This is a genomic window from Cupriavidus sp. FW305-F7 (assembly GCF_058782875.1).
Genome location: NZ_JBYSYC010000035.1, coordinates 27,547 through 45,173 on the forward strand (window position 1 = coordinate 27,547; position 17,627 = coordinate 45,173).

12 protein-coding genes are annotated in these 17,627 nt (G+C 69.9%); 11 read left to right on the forward strand and 1 reads right to left on the reverse strand.

Going from position 1 to position 17,627, the window contains the following annotated elements; translation table 11 throughout:
• The first annotated feature begins 1 nt into the window (after position 1).
• The 11 genes from AC3WL8_RS27575 to AC3WL8_RS27625 all read left to right on the forward strand — a co-directional run bounded on the left by AC3WL8_RS27575 (position 2) and on the right by AC3WL8_RS27625 (position 14,499).
• Entirely contained in the window at positions 2–1,015 is a 1,014-nt protein-coding gene (locus tag AC3WL8_RS27575; RefSeq protein WP_013956489.1) for an ABC transporter ATP-binding protein, read from the forward strand.
• A gap of 37 nt (positions 1,016–1,052) precedes the next feature.
• Positions 1,053–2,243, forward strand: a complete 1,191-nt coding sequence (locus AC3WL8_RS27580; RefSeq protein WP_013956488.1) for an amidase — start codon at positions 1,053–1,055, stop codon at positions 2,241–2,243.
• Positions 2,244–2,399: 156 nt separating this feature from the next.
• The gene (locus AC3WL8_RS27585; RefSeq protein ID WP_013956487.1) at positions 2,400–5,165 is read left to right on the forward strand and encodes a LuxR C-terminal-related transcriptional regulator; all 2,766 of its coding nucleotides are present in this window, start codon (positions 2,400–2,402) and stop codon (positions 5,163–5,165) included.
• Positions 5,166–5,276: 111 nt separating this feature from the next.
• Positions 5,277–6,416 (forward strand): acyl-CoA dehydrogenase family protein, encoded by a 1,140-nt coding sequence (locus AC3WL8_RS27590; RefSeq protein WP_153955282.1) that lies wholly within the window; start codon positions 5,277–5,279, stop codon positions 6,414–6,416.
• A 34-nt stretch (positions 6,417–6,450) separates the two neighbouring features.
• A complete protein-coding gene (locus tag AC3WL8_RS27595; RefSeq protein WP_492379232.1) occupies positions 6,451–7,638 on the forward strand; it encodes a lipid-transfer protein in 1,188 nt (395 codons plus the stop codon).
• Between the two features lie 78 nt (positions 7,639–7,716).
• Positions 7,717–8,697: a Bug family tripartite tricarboxylate transporter substrate binding protein gene (locus AC3WL8_RS27600; RefSeq protein ID WP_041228366.1), complete on the forward strand. Its 981-nt coding sequence runs from the start codon at positions 7,717–7,719 to the stop codon at positions 8,695–8,697.
• A 38-nt stretch (positions 8,698–8,735) separates the two neighbouring features.
• Complete coding sequence (locus tag AC3WL8_RS27605) at positions 8,736–9,665, forward strand: SDR family oxidoreductase (RefSeq protein ID WP_153955280.1); 930 nt, start codon at positions 8,736–8,738, stop codon at positions 9,663–9,665.
• 22 nt (positions 9,666–9,687) lie between these two features.
• Positions 9,688–11,241, forward strand: coding sequence for an acyl-CoA synthetase (locus AC3WL8_RS27610; protein WP_211980981.1), 1,554 nt, complete (start codon positions 9,688–9,690; stop codon positions 11,239–11,241).
• Between the two features lie 38 nt (positions 11,242–11,279).
• Positions 11,280–12,446 (forward strand): acyl-CoA dehydrogenase family protein, encoded by a 1,167-nt coding sequence (locus AC3WL8_RS27615; protein ID WP_013956481.1) that lies wholly within the window; start codon positions 11,280–11,282, stop codon positions 12,444–12,446.
• A gap of 26 nt (positions 12,447–12,472) precedes the next feature.
• On the forward strand, positions 12,473–13,465 hold the full coding sequence (locus tag AC3WL8_RS27620) for an acyl-CoA dehydrogenase family protein (RefSeq protein ID WP_013956480.1): 993 nt from the start codon (positions 12,473–12,475) through the stop codon (positions 13,463–13,465).
• Positions 13,466–13,479: 14 nt separating this feature from the next.
• A complete protein-coding gene (locus AC3WL8_RS27625) occupies positions 13,480–14,499 on the forward strand; it encodes an NAD(P)H-dependent flavin oxidoreductase (protein ID WP_013956479.1) in 1,020 nt (339 codons plus the stop codon).
• Positions 14,500–14,512: 13 nt separating this feature from the next.
• Here AC3WL8_RS27625 and AC3WL8_RS27630 read toward each other — a convergent pair whose 3' ends face one another.
• Complete coding sequence (locus AC3WL8_RS27630; RefSeq protein WP_211980980.1) at positions 14,513–17,626, reverse strand: efflux RND transporter permease subunit; 3,114 nt, start codon at positions 17,624–17,626, stop codon at positions 14,513–14,515.
• Position 17,627: the final 1 nt, after the last annotated feature.

A 17,627-nucleotide genomic window follows, 5' to 3' on the forward strand; every position in this document is an offset into this window, starting at 1 on the left:
CATGTCCACCACCCCACAAAGCACACCTGGCGCGCCGATGATTTCGGTGCGGGACCTGCACGTCACCTTCTCCGGCGGCGGCAAGACCATCCGCGCCGTCAACGGCGTCTCGCTCGAAGTGGGCGCAGGCGAAGCGGTGGCGCTGATCGGCGAATCCGGCTCGGGCAAGAGCGTCACGCTGCGCGCGCTGATGCGCCTGCACCCGCCGCGCCGCACCCGCATGGAGGGCCGGATCCGCGTCGACGGCGCCGACGTGATGGCGCTCGACCAGCGCGCGCTGGCCCGGCTGCGCGGCGGCACCATGGCGATGGTGTTCCAGGAGCCGCTGCTGGCGCTGGACCCGGTCTACACCGTCGGCCAGCAGATCGTCGAATGCATCCGCACCCACGACAAGGTCTCGGCCGCCGAGGCGCGCGAGCGCGCGCTACAGGCGCTCGAGTCCGTGCGCATTCCCAGCCCGGAGCGACGGCTGGCAGCGTACCCGCACGAGATGTCGGGCGGCATGCGCCAGCGCGCGATGATCGCGCTGGCACTGTCGGCGCGGCCCAGGATCCTGCTCGCCGACGAGCCCACCACCGCGCTGGACGCCACCGTGCAGATCCAGGTGCTGATCCTGCTGCGCGAGCTGCAGCGCGAACTGGGGCTGTCCATCGTCTTCGTCACCCACGATATCGGCGCGGCGGTGGAGATCGCCGACCGCGTCGCGGTGATGTACGGCGGGCGCATTGTCGAGGAAGGCCCGATCCGCACCCTGCTGCGCGCGGCGCGCCACCCCTACACCATCGCCCTGCTGCAAAGCCGGCAGCATGGCATGGACCGTGGCCAGCGGCTGCAGGCCATCGGCGGCGCCCCGCCCGACCTGGCCGCGCTGCCGCCGGGCTGCACCTTCGCGCCACGCTGCCCGCATGCGCGCCCGCAATGCCTGGCCGAGGTGCCGCAGGCGGTCACCGTCGGCACCGGCCACCGCGTCAGCTGCGTGCTGGCCGCCGAGCCCGCCGTGGCCACCGCGGCATAAGCCCCATCCCAGAACCCCAACATATTCCAGGCCCCCCATGACGCTTGCCACCCATCCTGCCCGTGCCTTCATGCCGTACCCCCAGGTTGCCGTCCCGCACGCCGCCAGCGGCCCGCTGCAGGGCCTTAGCTTTGCCGTGAAGGACCTGTTCGATGTAGCGGGCTATCCGACCGGCGGCGGCAATCCGCACGTGCTGGCGCGCTCGGGCATCAAGGCCGCGACCGCGCCGGCGGTGCAGCGGCTGCTGGATGCCGGCGCCGCCTTCGTCGGCAAGACCCACACTGACGAGCTGGCCTTCTCCATGAACGGCCAGAACGCCCACTACGGGCGCCCGGTCAACGGCGCGGCGCCGGACCGCATCACCGGCGGCTCGTCGTCGGGCTCGGCCTCGGCGGTATCGAACGGCTTGTGTGACTTCGCGCTGGGCTCCGACACCGGCGGCTCGGTGCGTGCGCCGGCCAGCCATTGCGGCCTGTTCGGCATCCGTCCCACGCACGGGCGAATTTCGCTGGAGCGCTGCCTGCCGCTGTCCGAGAGCCTGGACACCTGCGGCTTTTTCGCGAGCGACATCGGCACCTTCGCGCGCGTGGCCGAGGTGCTGTTCGGCGCGGACCCGGCGCCGCTGCCGGCCGCGCCGCGGCTGCTAGTTGCCACCGACCTGTTCGGCCAGCCCACCCCGGAAGCCCGCGGCGCGCTGGCACCGGCCGTCGCCCGGATCGAAGCCGCGCTGGGCCGGGCCGCGCCAGTCACCGTGGCCGACCGGCCGCTGTCCGAGCTGTGGTGGGCGTTCCGCTACGTGCAGGGCTGGGAGGCGTGGCACAGCGACGGCGAACTGATCGAGCAACACGGGCTGGAGCTGGGTGCCGATGTCGCGGCACGCTTCGCCTTCTCGAAGGCCGTCACCCGCAGCCAGTTCGACGAAGCCAGTGCCGTGCGCCGCGACTTCACCGCGCACGTGGGCCGGCTGCTGGGGCAGGACGGCGTGCTGGTGCTGCCGACCATGCCCGATATCGCGCCGCTGCGCGCCGAGCCGGTCGAATCGCTGGAGACCTACCGCAACCTCGCCTCCCAGACGCTGTGCCTGACGCCGCTGAGCGGCTTCCCGCAGCTGAACCTGCCGCTGGCCCGCCGCGACGGCGCACCGCTCGGCATCTCGCTGCTGGGGCCGGCGGGCAGCGACCGCAGCCTGGTGGCACTGGCGGAGCGGATCATGGCGCACCAGGCCTGAACCACTAAGGCAAACGGCACGCGGGTGGGCGCCCGGCGCCCCACCCGCGTCAGGTGGCCCGCCATCTGAAGACGCCGCCGGCCAGCCCGGCGCTCCTACAATGCTGCCATCGCATTGGTCCGCCGGCCCGCGCCGCACGGACAAGAGGAGCCCAGCATGTCCCCGGCCGGAGCCGCGCCAGCAGAATCCGCCCGCCAGTCCGCCACACCTGCCTTCGCGGTCACGCCGACCAAGCTGGTGCCGCCCCGCGGCGCCCGCCCGCTGATGCCGCGCGACACCCTGCTCGCGCGCCTGGCCGAGGCGCGGCGCCAGCGCTGCGTGGTGATCCAGGGGCCGGCCGGCTGCGCCAAGACCAGCACGCTGGCGGCGTGGCGCCAGGCCCTGCTGACGCTGGACTTCGACGTCGCCTGGCTGTCGCTCGCCCCGGAAGACAACAGCGTCGCGGCCTTCTTCAACGGCCTGGTCGCCAGCCTGGCCACCGTGGATCCGGCCATCGTGCGCGATGCCTGGGTGCTGATGGGCCGCGACGGCCACCAGTCCGCGGTCGAGCACTGGGTGATCACGCTGGTGCGGGCCATCGGCGCACGCCGGCGCGAACTGGTGCTGATGCTCGACGACGTCCATCACCTGGACGACCCCGGCGTGGTGCTGGCGCTGCGCTGGCTGCTCGACTACGCGCCGCCGCAACTGCACGTGGTGCTGGCCTCGCGCACCGCGCCGCCGCTGTCGCTGGCGCGGCTGCGCACGCAGGGGCTGCTGTCGTCATTCGGGCTGGCCGACCTGCGCTTCTCGGCACAGGAATCCGCCCGTTTCCTGCAGGAACAACTGGGCCACGTCGACGCCCGCGATGCCGGCCGGCTGCATGAACTCACCGACGGCTGGGCCGCCGGCCTGCAGCTCTTTGCCATCGACCTGAAGGGCAAGCGCGGCGGATCGTACAACCCGGTCCAGGTGCGCGACGCACAGACCTTTGCCAGCTATTTCGAGCGCGAGGTGCTGGTGCGGCTGACGCCGGACGACCTCGGCCTGCTCACCCGCATGGCGCTGTGCCACCGCTTTTGCGGCGCGCTGTGCGCCACCCTGCTGGGCCGGCCCGAAGCCGCCGCCGAGATCACCGTGCGGCTGGCGCACCTGGCGCGCGACGACCTGTTCATCGCGCAGATCGGCAGCGACAGCCATGGCGAAGCCTGGTACCGCCTGCACCCGCTGTTGCGCGAAGTGCTGCTGGGGCGCCTCGGCGGGCTGCCGCAGGGCACGCAGGCGGCGATGCACGCAGCGGCCTGGCAGTGGTTCAACGCGCATGGCCACGTCGACGAGGCCGTGCGGCACGCGGTGCTGGCCGGGGACAGCGCGGCCGCCGCCGACATGGTGCACGGCCGCGCGCATAGCCTGCTCGCGCGCGGCGAACTCAGCAAGCTGGCCGCGCTGGTGCGGCAACTGCCGGCGGAACAGATACGGGCCCGCTTCGGCCTGCTGCTGGTCCAGGCCCATCTGCAGATGTATGCCGGCGACTCCGACGGGCTGCAAGACAGCCTGCAGCGGATGCAGGCCCAGGCCGGGCGGCTGGGCCCGCGCGAGCACTATGCGCTGGCGATATTGCAAGGCAGCATGGCGCTGCTGCGCGACGACTCCGATGCCGTCGCCAACCTGCTGCCGGCGCTGCAGCGCGTGCCCGCCGGCGCGGACGACTTCACCCTGACCGGGCGCGGCAACATCCTGTCGTGGATGCATATCTACCGCGGCGAATACGACCAGGCGCGGCGCGTGATCGAGGACGGCGCGCCCTGCGACGGCGCGCCGCGCGGCACGCTGCTGGGCCGCTGCATGGGCGGCATGACGCACGCCGTCGAGGGCCAGGTGCTGGTGGCCGAACGCGTGCTGCATGACGTGCTAGCCGATGCCGAGCAGCGTGGCGCCGCCTGCGCCGGCGTGGCCTGCATGGCGGCCGCGCTGCTGGGCGAGACCCTGTACGAACTCAACGATGTCGAGGCTGCCGCCAGCCTGCTTGATGCCCGCATCGACGTGCTGGTGCGCATCTCGATCCCCGACACCGTGCTGCGCGCGCTGCTGGCGCTGTCCTGCAGCCGCTGGCACGCCGGCGACCACGCCGGTGCGCTGGCGTGCCTGGACCGGCTGGAGCGCTACGGGCAGCGCCACCGAGTCGACCGCCTGGTGGCCGGGGCCCTGTCACTGCGCTCGCGCCGGCTGCTGGAAGACGGCCATGTCGACGCCGCCGACGACGCGCTGCTGCGGCTGGAAGCGCTGGCGGCCCGGCATGCCGGCGCGGTGCGCAGCACCGCCTGGGAAGTGCGGGTCCACGCCGACCTGGCCCGCATCGGCATGTGCCTGCACCACAACGATTTCGACGGCGCGCTGGCGCGCCTGGAGCCGCTGGCGGCGCTGTCCGAGGCCGGCGGGCGCTGGTCCCGCGTGGCCACCTTGCGCGTGCTGATGGCGCAGGCCCACCGGGGCCGCCGCGATCCCGCCGCCGCGCGCCGGCAACTGCTCGACGGGCTGCGCATCGGCCACCGCCACGGGCTGGTGCGCAGCCTGCTCGACGCCTCGCCGCAGGTGCCGGCCATGCTGGCGGTGCTGGCCGGCGATGACAGCCTGGACCCGGTACTGGCGTTCTACGCGCAGCGCCTGGCCGACGCCGCCGGTCCGGGCGCGTCCGCCAGTCCCGCTCCCTCGCCGGCCCCGGCCGCCCAACTCGCGCGCCTGGCCACCCTCAGCGAGCGCGAGCAGGAGGTGCTGGGCCTGCTGGCGCAGGCCATGCCGAACAAGAAGATCGCGCGCATCCTCAACGTGTCGCTCGACACGGTCAAGTGGCACCTGCGCAATGTCTACGCCAAGCTGGGAGTCACCGGACGTGACCAAGCCGTGGCCCGGCTGCGCGACGCCGGCGCCCTGCCCACCCCCTGATCTACTCCACCTACACCACCGGTGTAGGGACTTCCCACCCGCCCCCGGCCACACTGGATCCAACGAGGCAGCGACACCGCTGCCGTCCACCAGTCAGACCGGGAGCCATCGATGGAAATCATCCGCAACGTCTATCGCGAAGACCACGAGATGTTCAGGGAAACCGCGCGCCGCTTCTTCGAGCGCGAATGCCTGCCGCGCCAGGCCGCCTGGGACCAGGCCGGCTGCGTCGACCGCGAGACCTGGCTCAAGGCCGGCCGCGAAGGCCTGCTGTGCGTCACAGTGCCCGAGGAATACGGCGGCGGCGGCGGCGATTTCGGCCACTCCGCCGTGCTGGCCGAGGAATATCACCGTTCCGGCATTTCCGGCCCGAGCTTCTCGGTGCATTCGGACATCACCGCACCCTACATCGTGCGCCTGGGCACCGAGGAACAGAAGCGCAAGTGGCTGCCCGGGATCTGCCGCGGCGAGAAGATCCTGGCCATCGCCATGACCGAGCCCGGCAGCGGCTCCGACCTGAAGTCGATCCGTACCAGCGCCGTACGCGACGGCGACGAGTTCGTGATCAACGGCAGCAAGACCTTCATCTCCAATGGCCTGAATGCCGACCTGATCGTGGTGGTCTGCAAGACCGATCCGACTGCGGGCGCCAAGGGGGTGAGCCTGATCATGGTCGAGGCGGAGCGCGCGGGCTTTCGCCGCGGGCGCAAGCTGGAGAAGGTCGGCCAGCACGCCGCCGACACCGCCGAGCTGTTCTTCGACAACGTGCGCGTGCCGGTCACCAACCTGATCGGCAACGAGAACGGCGGCTTCATCCACCTGATGGAAGAGCTGCCGCAGGAACGTCTGATCATCGCCGCTTACTGCGCCGCCAAGCTGGAGCGCCAGCTTGAGCTGACGCTGCAGTACGTGAAGGAGCGCCGCGCCTTCAATCAGACCGTGTGGGACTTCCAGAACACCAAGTTCAAGCTGGCCGACGTCAAGGCCCAGGCCGTGGCGGTGCGCACCATGGTCGACTACTACATCGGCAAGCACATGGTGCAGAAGCTGTCGCTGCAGGAGGCGGCCATCGCCAAGCTGTACGCCACCGAGACCCTGTGGAAGTGCATCGACGACATGGTGCAGCTGCACGGCGGCTACGGCTACATGCTCGAGTACCCGATCGCGCGCGCCTTTGTCGACATGCGCGTGACCCGCATCTTCGGCGGCACCAGCGAAGTACTGCGCGACCTGATCGCACGCAAGCTCTGAGCCCCTTTTTCGAAACCTCCTTCAGGAATCCATCATGAGCGAGAAAGTCCTGGTTGCCGGCGTCGGCATGATCCCCTTCGCCAAGCCCGGCGCAAGCCTGAGCTACACCGAAATGGGCGCCGAAGCCACGCGCCGCGCGCTGGCGGACGCCGGCATCGGCTACGAGCAGGTGCAGCAGGCCTTTGCCGGCTATGTCTACGGCGACTCCACCTGCGGCCAGACCGCGCTGTATGAAGTCGGCATGACCGGCATCCCCATCATCAACGTCAACAACAACTGCTCGACCGGCTCGACCGCGCTCTACCTGGCGCGCAAGGCGATCGAGAGCGGTGATGCCGACTGCGTGCTGGCGCTGGGCTTCGAGGAGATGCAGGCAGGCGCGCTGAAGTCGCACTGGGATGACCGCCCCGTGACCCGCGCCCGCTTCCAGCCGATCATGCACGGGCTGACCGCCGACATGGCGCACCTGCCGCAGGCCCTGCGCACCTTCGGCGGCGCCGGCCGCGAGCATATGCAGCGCTACGGCACCCGCATGGAGACCTTTGCGGCGGTGCGCGCCAAGGCCAGCCGCCATGCCGCCAACAACCCGCTGGCGCTGTTCCGCAAGGTCGTCACCACCGAAGACGTGATGAACGACGTGGAACTGCTGCCGGGCGTGATGACGCGCCTGATGGCCTGCCCCCCGACCTGCGGCGGCGCGGCCGCAATCCTGGTGTCCGAGCGCTTTGCCCGCCAGCACGGCCTGCGCACCGGCGTGCAGATCGTGGCGCAGGCGCTCACCACCGATCCGCCCGCCTCGTTCGACCCGCCGTCCATGCTGAACTACGTCGGCACCCACATGACGCGCGCGGCGGCCAACAAGGTCTACGAGCACGCCGGCATCGGCCCCGAGGACGTCGATGTGTGCGAGCTGCACGACTGCTTCGCGCACAACGAGGTGATCTCGTACGAAGCCCTGGGCTTCTGCCCCGAAGGCGGCGCCGAGAAATTCGTCATGGACGGCGACAACACCTACGGCGGCAAGGTAGTGGTCAACCCGTCGGGCGGCCTGCTGTCCAAGGGGCACCCGCTGGGCGCCACCGGCCTAGCCCAGTGCTACGAACTGACGCACCAGCTGCGCGGCACCGCCGAGCATCGGCAGGTGGAAGGCGCAAAGCTGGCGCTGCAGCACAACCTCGGCCTCGGCGGCGCGTGCGTGGTGACGCTGTACGGCAAGTACTGAGCCCTGGACCGAACCCAAGCAATGACGTGGCGCGCCGGCAGCATCGTGCTGCCGGCAGTGCCCCGCAAGGAGACCGCCATGAAACGTTCCACGCTTTCCCGCCTGCTGGGCCTTGGCCTGGCCTGCGCGATGCTGCTGCCGGCGCTGCCGGCAAGCGCCGCCGACAACTTCCCCTCGCGTCCGCTGCGCTTTATCGTGCCCCTGACGCAGGGCAGCGGCTCAGACACCGTCACCCGCTTCGTCGCCGAGCTGGTGGGCAAGGACCTGGGCCAGCCGGCCGTGGTCGAGAACCGCCCCGGCGCCGACACCATCATCGCCGTGCAGAGCCTGCTCAACGCGCCGGCTGACGGCTACAGCATCCTGATGATCTCGCCCAGCGCCATGGTCATCAACCCGCTGGTCAACGACAAGCTGCCCTATGACCCACGCGATATCCGCCCGCTGGCTGCCGCGATCCGCGCTTCGGCGGTGCTGGTCACGGGCGCCAATTCGCCCTACAAGAGCGTTGCCGACGTCCTCGCCACCGCGCGCAGGAAGCCGCATACGGTCAGCCTGGCCAACTACAGCTACCACTATCGCCTGGGCGGGCTGCAGCTGCAGCAGATGGCCGGCATCGACCTGAACCACATTCCCTACAAGGGCGCGGCGCAGGTGCAGACCGACCTGATGGGTGGCGCGGTGGACCTGGCCCTGCTGGATGTCGGCGGCGCCCTGCCGCTGCTGCGCGCCGGCAAGCTGCGCCCGCTGGCCGTGACCACCCGCGCGCGCCACCCTGAACTGCCCGACGTGCCAACCGTGCGTGAAAGCGGCGTGGCCAACTATGAGCTGTCGGTGTGGATCGGCTTTGGCGTCAGCAGCAAGACGCCCGAGCCGATCGCGCAGAAGCTCGAGGCGTCGCTGCTGAAGGCGCTGGGCACGCCGGAATTCCGCAATTTCGCCGCGCGCACGGCCTATGCCGAAGTGCTGGCCGAGCCGGGCAAGCAGATGCGCGCCATGATCGCCTCGGAGCGGGTGCGCTACGGGGAACTGGTCAAGAACTACGACGTCAGCGCGCGCTGAAGGCGCCGCCCTGCACAACCCAGAAAACAGGATTCACCATGTCACAGCTTTGCAAGGACCGCGTTGCCGTCATCACCGGTGCCGGTCGCGGCATCGGGCGCGAATATGCGCTGGAGTTCGCCCGCCAGGGCGCGAAAGTGGTCGTCAACGATCTCGGCGGGCGCGGCGAAGGCGGCGGTGCCGCCAGCGGCCCGGCCCAGGAAGTGGTGGCCGAGATCCGCGCCGCCGGCGGCGAGGCCATCGCCAGCTTCGACGACGTGGCCGACTGGGCCGGCGCCGAGCGCATGATCCGCACCGCCATCGACACCTTCGGCGGCCTCGACGTACTGGTCAACAATGCCGGCATCCTGCGCGACCGCACCCTGGTCAACATGACCGAGGAGGACTGGGATTCAGTGATCCGCGTGCATATGCGCGGCACCTTTGCGCCGTCGCGGCACGCCGCCGCCTACTGGCGCGAGGAATCGAAGGCGGGGCGCCAGCGCGCCGCGCGCATGATCAACACCAGCTCGTCGTCCGGCCTGTACTGCAACGCCGGCCAGTCCAACTACGGCGCGGCCAAGGCCGGCATCGCCGCGATGTCGGTGATCGCCGCGCGCGAGCTGGACCGCTACGGCGTCACCGTCAACGCGATCTACCCGACCGCGATGAGCCGGCTGACCGAAGACATCTTCGCCAAGCGGCGCAACGAGTTCACCGCCGGCGCCGTGCCGGGCTTCGATCCGCTCGATGCCGGCAACGTGGCGCCGCTGGTGGCCTGGCTGGGCAGCGTCGAGTCCGGCGACGTCACCGGGCGCGTGTTCGGCGTGCGCGGCGGGCGCATCACGGTGGCCGAAGGCTGGCACGCCGGCCCGCGCATCGAGAAGTCAGGCCGCTGGGACGCCGCCGAGCTTGGCCAACTGATTCCCGCGCTGGTCCGCCAGGCCGCGGCCAATGCCGACACGTCGGGCGAGATCCCCGCCGCCTGATCACCGCACCGAGCACCGCACCATGACACCGACCCCCAAGTACCTGGGCGATCACGCCGCCCTGAACCCTGAGAAGCCCGCCGCCATCAACGGCACCACCGGCGAGGTCCTGAGCTACAGCGAGCTGGACCAGCGCTCGAACCGCTTTGCCCAGTACCTGTACGCGCTTGGCCTACGCCGCGGCGACCATATCGCGATGGTGCTCGAAAACAATATGCGCTGCTTTGAGCTGTGCTGGGCCGCGCTGCGTTCCGGGCTGCTGATCACCCCCGTCAACCGCTTCCTGACCGCGCCCGAAGCCGCCTACCTGATCGAGGACAGCAAGGCGCAGGTGGTGGTGACCTCCTACGCGATGCGCGAGCTGGCTGCCCAGTTGACGGACCTGATGCCGACCTGCCGCAGCCGGCTGATGGTGGACGGCACCATTCCCGGCTGGGACAGCTACGAAACGGCCATCGCCGCGCACCCGGCCGGGCGCCTGGCCGAAGAATGGATGGGCGCGACCATGATCTACAGCTCCGGCACCACCGGCCGGCCCAAGGGCATCGTGCGCGCGCAGCCGCAGGGCTATGTGACCGAAGGCTCGGGCTCGCCACGCCGGGCCCAGTTCGTTCGCTATGGTTTCGACGCCGATACCACCTACCTGTCGCCCGCGCCGCTGTACCACACCGCACCGCTCGGCTATGGGCTTGAGACCCAGTTCGGCGGCGGCACCGTGGTCTTCATGGAGAAGTTCGACGCGGTCGAGGCGCTGCGCATGATCGAGCGCTACCGCGTCACCCACAGCCAGTGGGTGCCGACCATGTTCATCCGCATGCTTAAGCTGGAGCCGGCGCAGCGCGAGGCCTTCGACCTGTCCAGCCACCGCGTGGCGATCCACGCGGCAGCCCCCTGCCCGCAGGAAATCAAGCGCGAGATGATCGCCTGGTGGGGACCGATCGTGCACGAGTACTACGCCGCCACCGAAGGCAACGGCGTGGCCACGCTGAACACGGCGGAATGGCTGACGCACCCGGGCTCGGTCGGCAAGGCGCTGGTGGGCGTGCTGCATATCTGCGACGAGGACGGCAACGAACTGCCCTGCGGCGAAAGCGGGCTGGTCTACTTCGAGCGCGAAGCCCTGCCGTTCCACTACCACAACGATCCGGAGAAGACCCGCGCCGCGCAGCACCCGCGCCACCCCACCTGGACCTCGGTGGGCGATATCGGCCGGATGGATGAAGACGGCTACCTGTACCTGACCGACCGCAAGGCGTTCATGATCATCTCCGGCGGCGTCAACATCTACCCGCAGGCGATCGAGGACGCGCTGGTGGTGCATCCCAGCGTCGGCGACGCCGCCGTGATCGGCGTCCCCAATGCGGAGATGGGCGAAGAGGTCAAGGCCATCGTCGAACCGGCCGCGGGCATCGCGCCGTCCCCCGAACTTGCCGAGACCCTGCTCGAATACCTGCGCGGCAGGGTGGCGCGCTACATGGTGCCGCGCTCGATCGACTTCACCGACGCCATGCCGCGGCTGCCCACCGGCAAGCTGTACAAGCAGGCCCTGCGCGACCGCTACTGGAAAGCCCAATGACCGTGGCGGCAATGCATGCCGCCACCAAGGAGTACGACGTGAGCCAATTGCTGGACGCCTTCCGCCTGACCGCGCTGCCGCCCGCGGCGGAAACCTTGCGCGCCGAAGTCAGGCGCTTCCTGGCCGAGCACCTGCCAGCCGCCAGCGCCGATATCCGCGCGCGCTCGTGGATGGGTTTCGATGCCGATTTCAGCCGCCGGCTGGCGCAACGCGGCTGGGTTGGCGTGACGCTGCCGGCCAGCTATGGCGGCGCCGGCATGGATGCGTTCCACCGTTTCGTGCTGGTGGAAGAGCTGCTGGCCGCCGGCGCCCCGGTGGCCGCGCACTGGGTCGCCGACCGCCAGAGCGGCCCGCTGATCCTGAAGTACGGCACGCCGGCGCAGAAGGACTTCCACCTGCCGCGCATCTGCAACGGCAGCGCCTTCTTCTGCATCGGCATGAGCGAGCCAGACTCCGGCTCGGACCTGGCCAGCGTGCGCACCCGCGCCACGCGTTGCGATGGCGGCTGGCGCCTGAGCGGGCGCAAGATCTGGACCACCAACGCCCACCATTGCCACTACATGATCGCGCTGGTGCGCTCGTCGGGGGTGCCGGAAGACCGCCAGAAGGGGCTGTCGCAGTTCATCATCGACCTGGCCGCGCCCGGTGTCACGGTGCGCCCAATCGTCGACCTGACCGGCGACGCGCATTTCTCCGAGGTCACCTTCGACGACGTGTTCCTTCCCGACGACGCGCTGGTCGGCGAGGAAGGCGGCGGCTGGGAGCAGGTCACGGCGGAGCTGGCGTTCGAGCGCAGTGGGCCGGAGCGGCTCTATTCCAGCATCGTGCTGGTGGATCTCTGGGTGCAGGCGCTGCGCGCCGGCCAGCCCTCGGACGCCGATGCCGCCAATGCCGCACTGCTCGGCAGCTTCGTGACCCAGCTGGCCACGCTGCGCAGCCTGTCGGTGGCCGTGACCGCGCGCCTGGCGCGCGGCGAAAGCCCGGTGGTGGAAGCGGCACTGGTCAAGGACCTGGGCACGGATTTCGAGCAGTCCATCCCGGCCCTGCTCGAAGCCGTGACCAGCGCCGACCCCGGCGCGGCGCCGGACCCCGAGCTGTACCGCACGGTGGCTTTCCTGAGCCAGATCTCACCCACCTTCTCGCTGCGCGGCGGCACCCGCGAAGTGCTGCGCGGCATGATCGCCCGCGGCCTCGGCCTGCGCTGAGCCAACCAGACTTCCAGAGAGACGACATGTTTACCGAAGCCATCGAAGACATCCTGCGCGATCACGCCACCCCGGCCGCGCTGCGCGCCATCGAGGGCGGTGCGTCACCCGCGCCGCTGTGGGCGGCACTGGCCGATACCGGCTTCCTGGAGCTGATGGCGCCGGAACCCGCGGGCGGCGCGGCCCTGCCGCTGCAGGCGATCGGACCGGTCTTCACCCTCTTCGGCAGCCACGCGCTGCCGCTGCCGGCGGCGCAGGCCATCGCTGCCCGCGCGCTGCTGGCGCCCACGGGCGAGGCGGCGCCGGCCGGCATGATCACGCTGGCCGGCCAGTGCGCGCGTGGCGCCGACGGCACCATCACCGCACCGCTGCTGCCCTTTGGCGCGATCGCGGACTGGGTGCTGGCCAACGTGGAAGGCGGCATGCTGCTGCTCGATGCGTCGCAGGCATCGCGCCAGCCGTCCGGCGTGCATGGCAGCCTGGCGGCCACGCTGGTATGGGCCGCGCGGGACCTGCCGGGTCCGGTCGGCGACCATGGCGAGCGCGTGCGCGCCTTCAGCGCCGCCATCCACGCCGCCGCCATGGCGGGCGCGATGGGGCGCGTGTTCGACATGACGCTGCAGTACTGCAACGACCGCTCCCAGTTCGGCAAGTCGATCGGCAAGTTCCAGGCCGTGCAGCACCAGCTTAGCGTGATGGCGCAGCATGTGGCGGCGGCGGGGATCGCGGCGGAGCTCGCCTTTGCCGGCGACGGCCCCTTTCCTGCCCGCATGCCGGTTGCGATCGCCAAGGCCCGCACCAGCATGGCGGTGCCACTGGTCGCCGCCACCGCGCACGCCCTGCACGGCGCCATCGGCGTGACCGAGGAATACGACCTGCAGCTCTACACCCGGCGCCTGCACGAGTGGCGCATGGCGGATGGCTCCGAGGCGTACTGGAACCGCCTGGCCGGCCAGGCCCTGCTGGCGCAGCCGCAGACAACCATTACCGACTTCGTGCGCGAGACGCTCGCGGCGTGAACCCCTGCCTCCCCATGCAAGCCACATTCCGTACCCGCATCACCGAGCTGCTGTCGATCCGCCACCCGATCCTGCTGGGCGGCATGCATCACCTGGGGGAATCGCGCATGGTCGCGGCCATGGTCAATGCCGGCGCGATGGGGTTCATCACCGCGCGCTCGTTCGACTCGCTGGCCGCGCTGCGCGACGACCTGCGCCGCTGCCGCGACCTGGCCGGGGGCCAGCCGTTCGGGGTCAACCTGACGCTGGCGCGCCGGCCGGAGCAGAACCGCAACGTCCAGGCGTGGATCGATGTGGCGCTGAACGAAGGCGTGCGCTGCTTCGAGACCGCCGGCGGCGCGCCCGAGGGCCTGGTCGATCCGATCCACCAGGGCGGCGCCATCGTGATCCACAAATGCCCCAGCGTGCGCCATGCGCTGAGCGCCGAACGCATGGGCGTGGATGCGGTGACGCTGGTCGGCATGGAAGAAGGCGGGCACCCGGGCGCGAGCCAGTTGCCCACCTTCGTCAACGGCGCCTTTGCGCTGGCGCGGCTGAGCGTGCCGCTGCTGCTGGGCGGCGGCATCGGCAACGGCCGGCAGATCGCGGCAGCGCTGGCAATGGGGGCAGACGGCGTGGTGATGGGCAGCCGCTTCATGGTCGCGGCCGAGATCCGCGCGCATGCGGCGCTCAAGCAGCGCATCGTCGACTCCGACCAGCACTGCTCCACCGCCATCCTCGGCTCGCTGGGCGACACCTGGCGGGTGCTGGCCAACGAGACCGCGCGTGAGGTGCAGCGCCTGGAAGCGGCCGGGGCGCGCAGCCATACCGAGTTCGGCGACCTGATTCTGTCGTCGCGCACGCGCCAGCGTGTCTATGCCGATGGCGAGGTCGATGCCGGCATCGTCTCGCTGGGACCGGCCGGCGGCTTCTGCGACGCGATCGAGCCGGCCGCGCAGATCGTGGCCGGGCTGATGGCGGAGGCGTCGCGGGCAGCTTCGGCCTTCACTCAGACCTTCGCACAAACCTTCTGCGCAGGCCCCCGCGCAGCCTGAACCGCGCGGCGCCTCAGCCTGCCAGCGCTCCCACGCCATCCTCCGGCCGCTTGACGCGGAACCACGCCGCGTACAGCGCCGGCAGGAACAGCAGCGTCAGCACCGTGGCGATGATCAGCCCGCCCATGATCGCCACCGCCATCGGCCCCCAGAACATCGAGCGCGACAGCGGGATCATCGCCAGCACCGCCGCGGCGGCGGTCAGGATGATCGGCCGGAAGCGGCGCACCGCGGCTTCGACGATGGCGGTCCACTGCGGCACGCCGGCGCTGACGTCCTGCTCGATCTGGTCGACCAGGATCACCGAGTTGCGGATGATCATGCCCAGCAGCGCGGTGATGCCCAGCTGCGCCACAAACCCCATCGGCGCGCGCAGCAGCAACAGCGTGGCGGCGGCGCCGATCAGGCCCAGCGGGCCGGTCAGGAACACCATGGTCGCGCGCGAGAAGCTGTGCAGCTGCAGCATCAGCAGCGTGAAGATGATGAAGATGCACAGCGGCAGCTGCGCCGCGATCGAGGCGCCGGCCTTGCCGCTCTCTTCTTCCGCGCCGGCCACGGTGATGCGGTAGCCCGGCGGCAGCTGCGCGCGCAGCTTGTCCAGCTTCGGGTTGATCTGCGCGGTCACCGTCGGGCCCTGGATGCCGTCGACCACATCGGACTGCACGGTTACGCCGAAGTCGCGGTTCTCGCGCCACACCACGCCCGGCTCCGAGCGCAGCGTCACGCGCGCCACCTGCGTCAGCGGCACCATGCGCCCGGTGTTGGTCGGCACCAGCATGTTGTTCAGGTCCGAGATCGCATCGCGCTCATTGCGCGGGGTGCGCATCAGGATGTCGATCAGCTTGTCGCCGTCGCGGTACTGGCCCACGGGCACGCCGCTCAGCACGGTCTGCGTGACGCGGGCGATGGCATTGGTGGTCACGCCCAGTGCGCGCGCCTTGTCCTGGTCGATCTCCAGGCGCAGCATCTTGACGTTCTCATTCCAGTTGTCGTTGACCCCGACGGTGTTGGGGTTGGCGCGCATCTCGGCCTTGATCTGGTCGGCCAGCTGGCGCACCCCGGAGGCGTCCGGCCCGATCACGCGGAACTGCACCGGATAGGCCACCGGCGGCCCGTTGGGCAGCAGCTTGACGCGGCCCCGCAGGTACGGGAACTCCGCATCCATCAGCTTGATGATGCGGCGGCGCAGCGCGTCGCGCACCTCGGTGCTGACCGGCATCACGATCACCTGCGCCACATTGGTCTGCGGGAAGATCTGGTCCAGCGGCAGGTAGAAGCGCGGCGCGCCGGTGCCAACGAAGGTGGTCAGGCTCTCGACCTCGCGGTCCTTGCCGACCAGCCGCTCAAAGCGCTTGGCCTCGGTTTCCATCTGGGCAAAGCTGGTGCCCTCGGGCATCCACAGCTCCACCATCAGCTCGGGGCGGCTGGAATCCGGGAAGAACTGCTTCTCGACAAACTTGAAGGCGTAGATGCCCAGCCCGAAGGCCACCAGCGTGATCGCGATCACCACCTTGCGCCAGGTCACGCACCAGTCCACCAGCCGGCGAAAGCGCGCATAGAACGGCGTGTCGAAGACCTCGTGGGCCTCGCCCGCGCCCGGGCCGCGGGTCTTGAGCAGCAGGTAGCCCAGGTAGGGCGTGAAATAGACCGCCGCCAGCCACGACAGCACCAGTGCCAGCGCCGTCACCGCAAAGATCGCGAAGGTATATTCGCCCACCGTCGAGCGTGCCAGGCCCACCGGCAGGAAGCCGGCCGCGGTGATCAGCGTGCCGGTCAGCATCGGCATCGCGGTGGAGGTATAGGCGAAGGTGGCCGCCTCCATCTTGGAGAAGCCCTCTTCCAGCTTGCGCACCATCATCTCGACCGCAATGATGGCGTCATCGACCAGCAGCCCCAGCGCCACGATCAGCGCCCCGAGCGAAATCTTGTGCAGTCCGATGCCGAAGATATGCATGAACAGGAAGGTCACCGCCAGCACCAGCGGGATGGTCAGCGCTACCACCAGGCCCGGCCGCACGTCCAGCCGCAGCGGACGGGTGTGCAGGCCCAGCGAGACAAAACTCACGGCCAGCACGATCACCACCGCCTCGATCAGCACGTGCACGAACTCGCCAACCGAGCGCTTGACGGCCTCCGGCTGGTCCTGCACCTGGTCCATCTCTATCCCCACCGGCAACTGCGTGCGCAGCCGGTCGAACGCGGCGCGCAGGTTCTTGCCCAGCTCGATGATGTCGCCGCCCTTCTGCATCGAGATCCCCAGCCCGATCACGTCCTTGCCGTTGAAGCGCATGCGCGTCTGGGTCGGGTCGACATAGCCGCGGTAGACGTGCGCGATGTCGCCCAGGCGGATATTGGCGATGCCGTTGGGCCCACGCAGCACCAGGTTCTCCAGGTCTTCCACGCTCGCGAACTGGCCCGACAGGCGCACCTGCAGGTTATCGGTCGGGGTGACCAGCACGCCGCTGCCGGTCAGGTTGTTCTGCTGCGAGATCTGGTCGGCGATGGCGTTGATATCCAGCCCCAGCTGGGCAAAGCGCGCCTGGTTGAACTCGATGAAGACCTTCTCGTCCTGCAGGCCGATCAGCGACACCTTGGCCACCGACGGCACGCGCAGCAGTTCCTGGCGCACCAGGTCGGCGTACTCGCGCAGCTCCTTGTAGTTGAAGCCGTCGGCCGAGAGCGCGTAGATGGTGCCGTACACGTCGCCGAACTCATCATTGAAGAACGGCCCGCGCACGCCCGCGGGCAGCGTCTGCTGGATATCGCCGATCTTCTTGCGCACGGTGTACCAGACCTGCGCGGTCTCCTTCGCCGGCGAGGTGTCCTTGAGCTGGAAGATCACCGTGGTCTCGCCCGGCTTGGAGAAGCTGCGGATCTTGTCCGCATAGGGCACTTCCTGCAACTGGCGCTCGATCTTGTCCGTCACCTGAACGGCGATCTGCTCGGCGGTGGCGCCGGGCCAGAAGGCCTGCACCACCATCACGCGGAAGGTAAAGGGCGGGTCCTCGTCCTGGCCCAGCTGGAAGAACGCCAGCATGCCGCCAAGCAGCAGCACCACCAGCAGGTAGCGGGTCAGCGGCTGGTGCTCGAGCGCCCAGCGCGACAGGTTGAAGCGGGAATGGTCCATC

Bases quoted from the DNA above. Each gene is read 5' to 3' on its own strand.
- AC3WL8_RS27575 (WP_013956489.1), top strand. From the start codon at position 2: ATGTCCACCACCCCACAAAGCACACCTGGCGCGCCGATGATTTCGGTG.
- AC3WL8_RS27580 (WP_013956488.1), top strand. From the start codon at position 1,053: ATGACGCTTGCCACCCATCCTGCCCGTGCCTTCATGCCGTACCCCCAG.
- AC3WL8_RS27585 (WP_013956487.1), top strand. From the start codon at position 2,400: ATGTCCCCGGCCGGAGCCGCGCCAGCAGAATCCGCCCGCCAGTCCGCC.
- AC3WL8_RS27590 (WP_153955282.1), top strand. From the start codon at position 5,277: ATGGAAATCATCCGCAACGTCTATCGCGAAGACCACGAGATGTTCAGG.
- AC3WL8_RS27595 (WP_492379232.1), top strand. From the start codon at position 6,451: ATGAGCGAGAAAGTCCTGGTTGCCGGCGTCGGCATGATCCCCTTCGCC.
- AC3WL8_RS27600 (WP_041228366.1), top strand. From the start codon at position 7,717: ATGAAACGTTCCACGCTTTCCCGCCTGCTGGGCCTTGGCCTGGCCTGC.
- AC3WL8_RS27605 (WP_153955280.1), top strand. From the start codon at position 8,736: ATGTCACAGCTTTGCAAGGACCGCGTTGCCGTCATCACCGGTGCCGGT.
- AC3WL8_RS27610 (WP_211980981.1), top strand. From the start codon at position 9,688: ATGACACCGACCCCCAAGTACCTGGGCGATCACGCCGCCCTGAACCCT.
- AC3WL8_RS27620 (WP_013956480.1), top strand. From the start codon at position 12,473: ATGTTTACCGAAGCCATCGAAGACATCCTGCGCGATCACGCCACCCCG.
- AC3WL8_RS27625 (WP_013956479.1), top strand. From the start codon at position 13,480: ATGCAAGCCACATTCCGTACCCGCATCACCGAGCTGCTGTCGATCCGC.
- AC3WL8_RS27630 (WP_211980980.1), bottom strand. From the start codon at position 17,626: ATGGACCATTCCCGCTTCAACCTGTCGCGCTGGGCGCTCGAGCACCAG.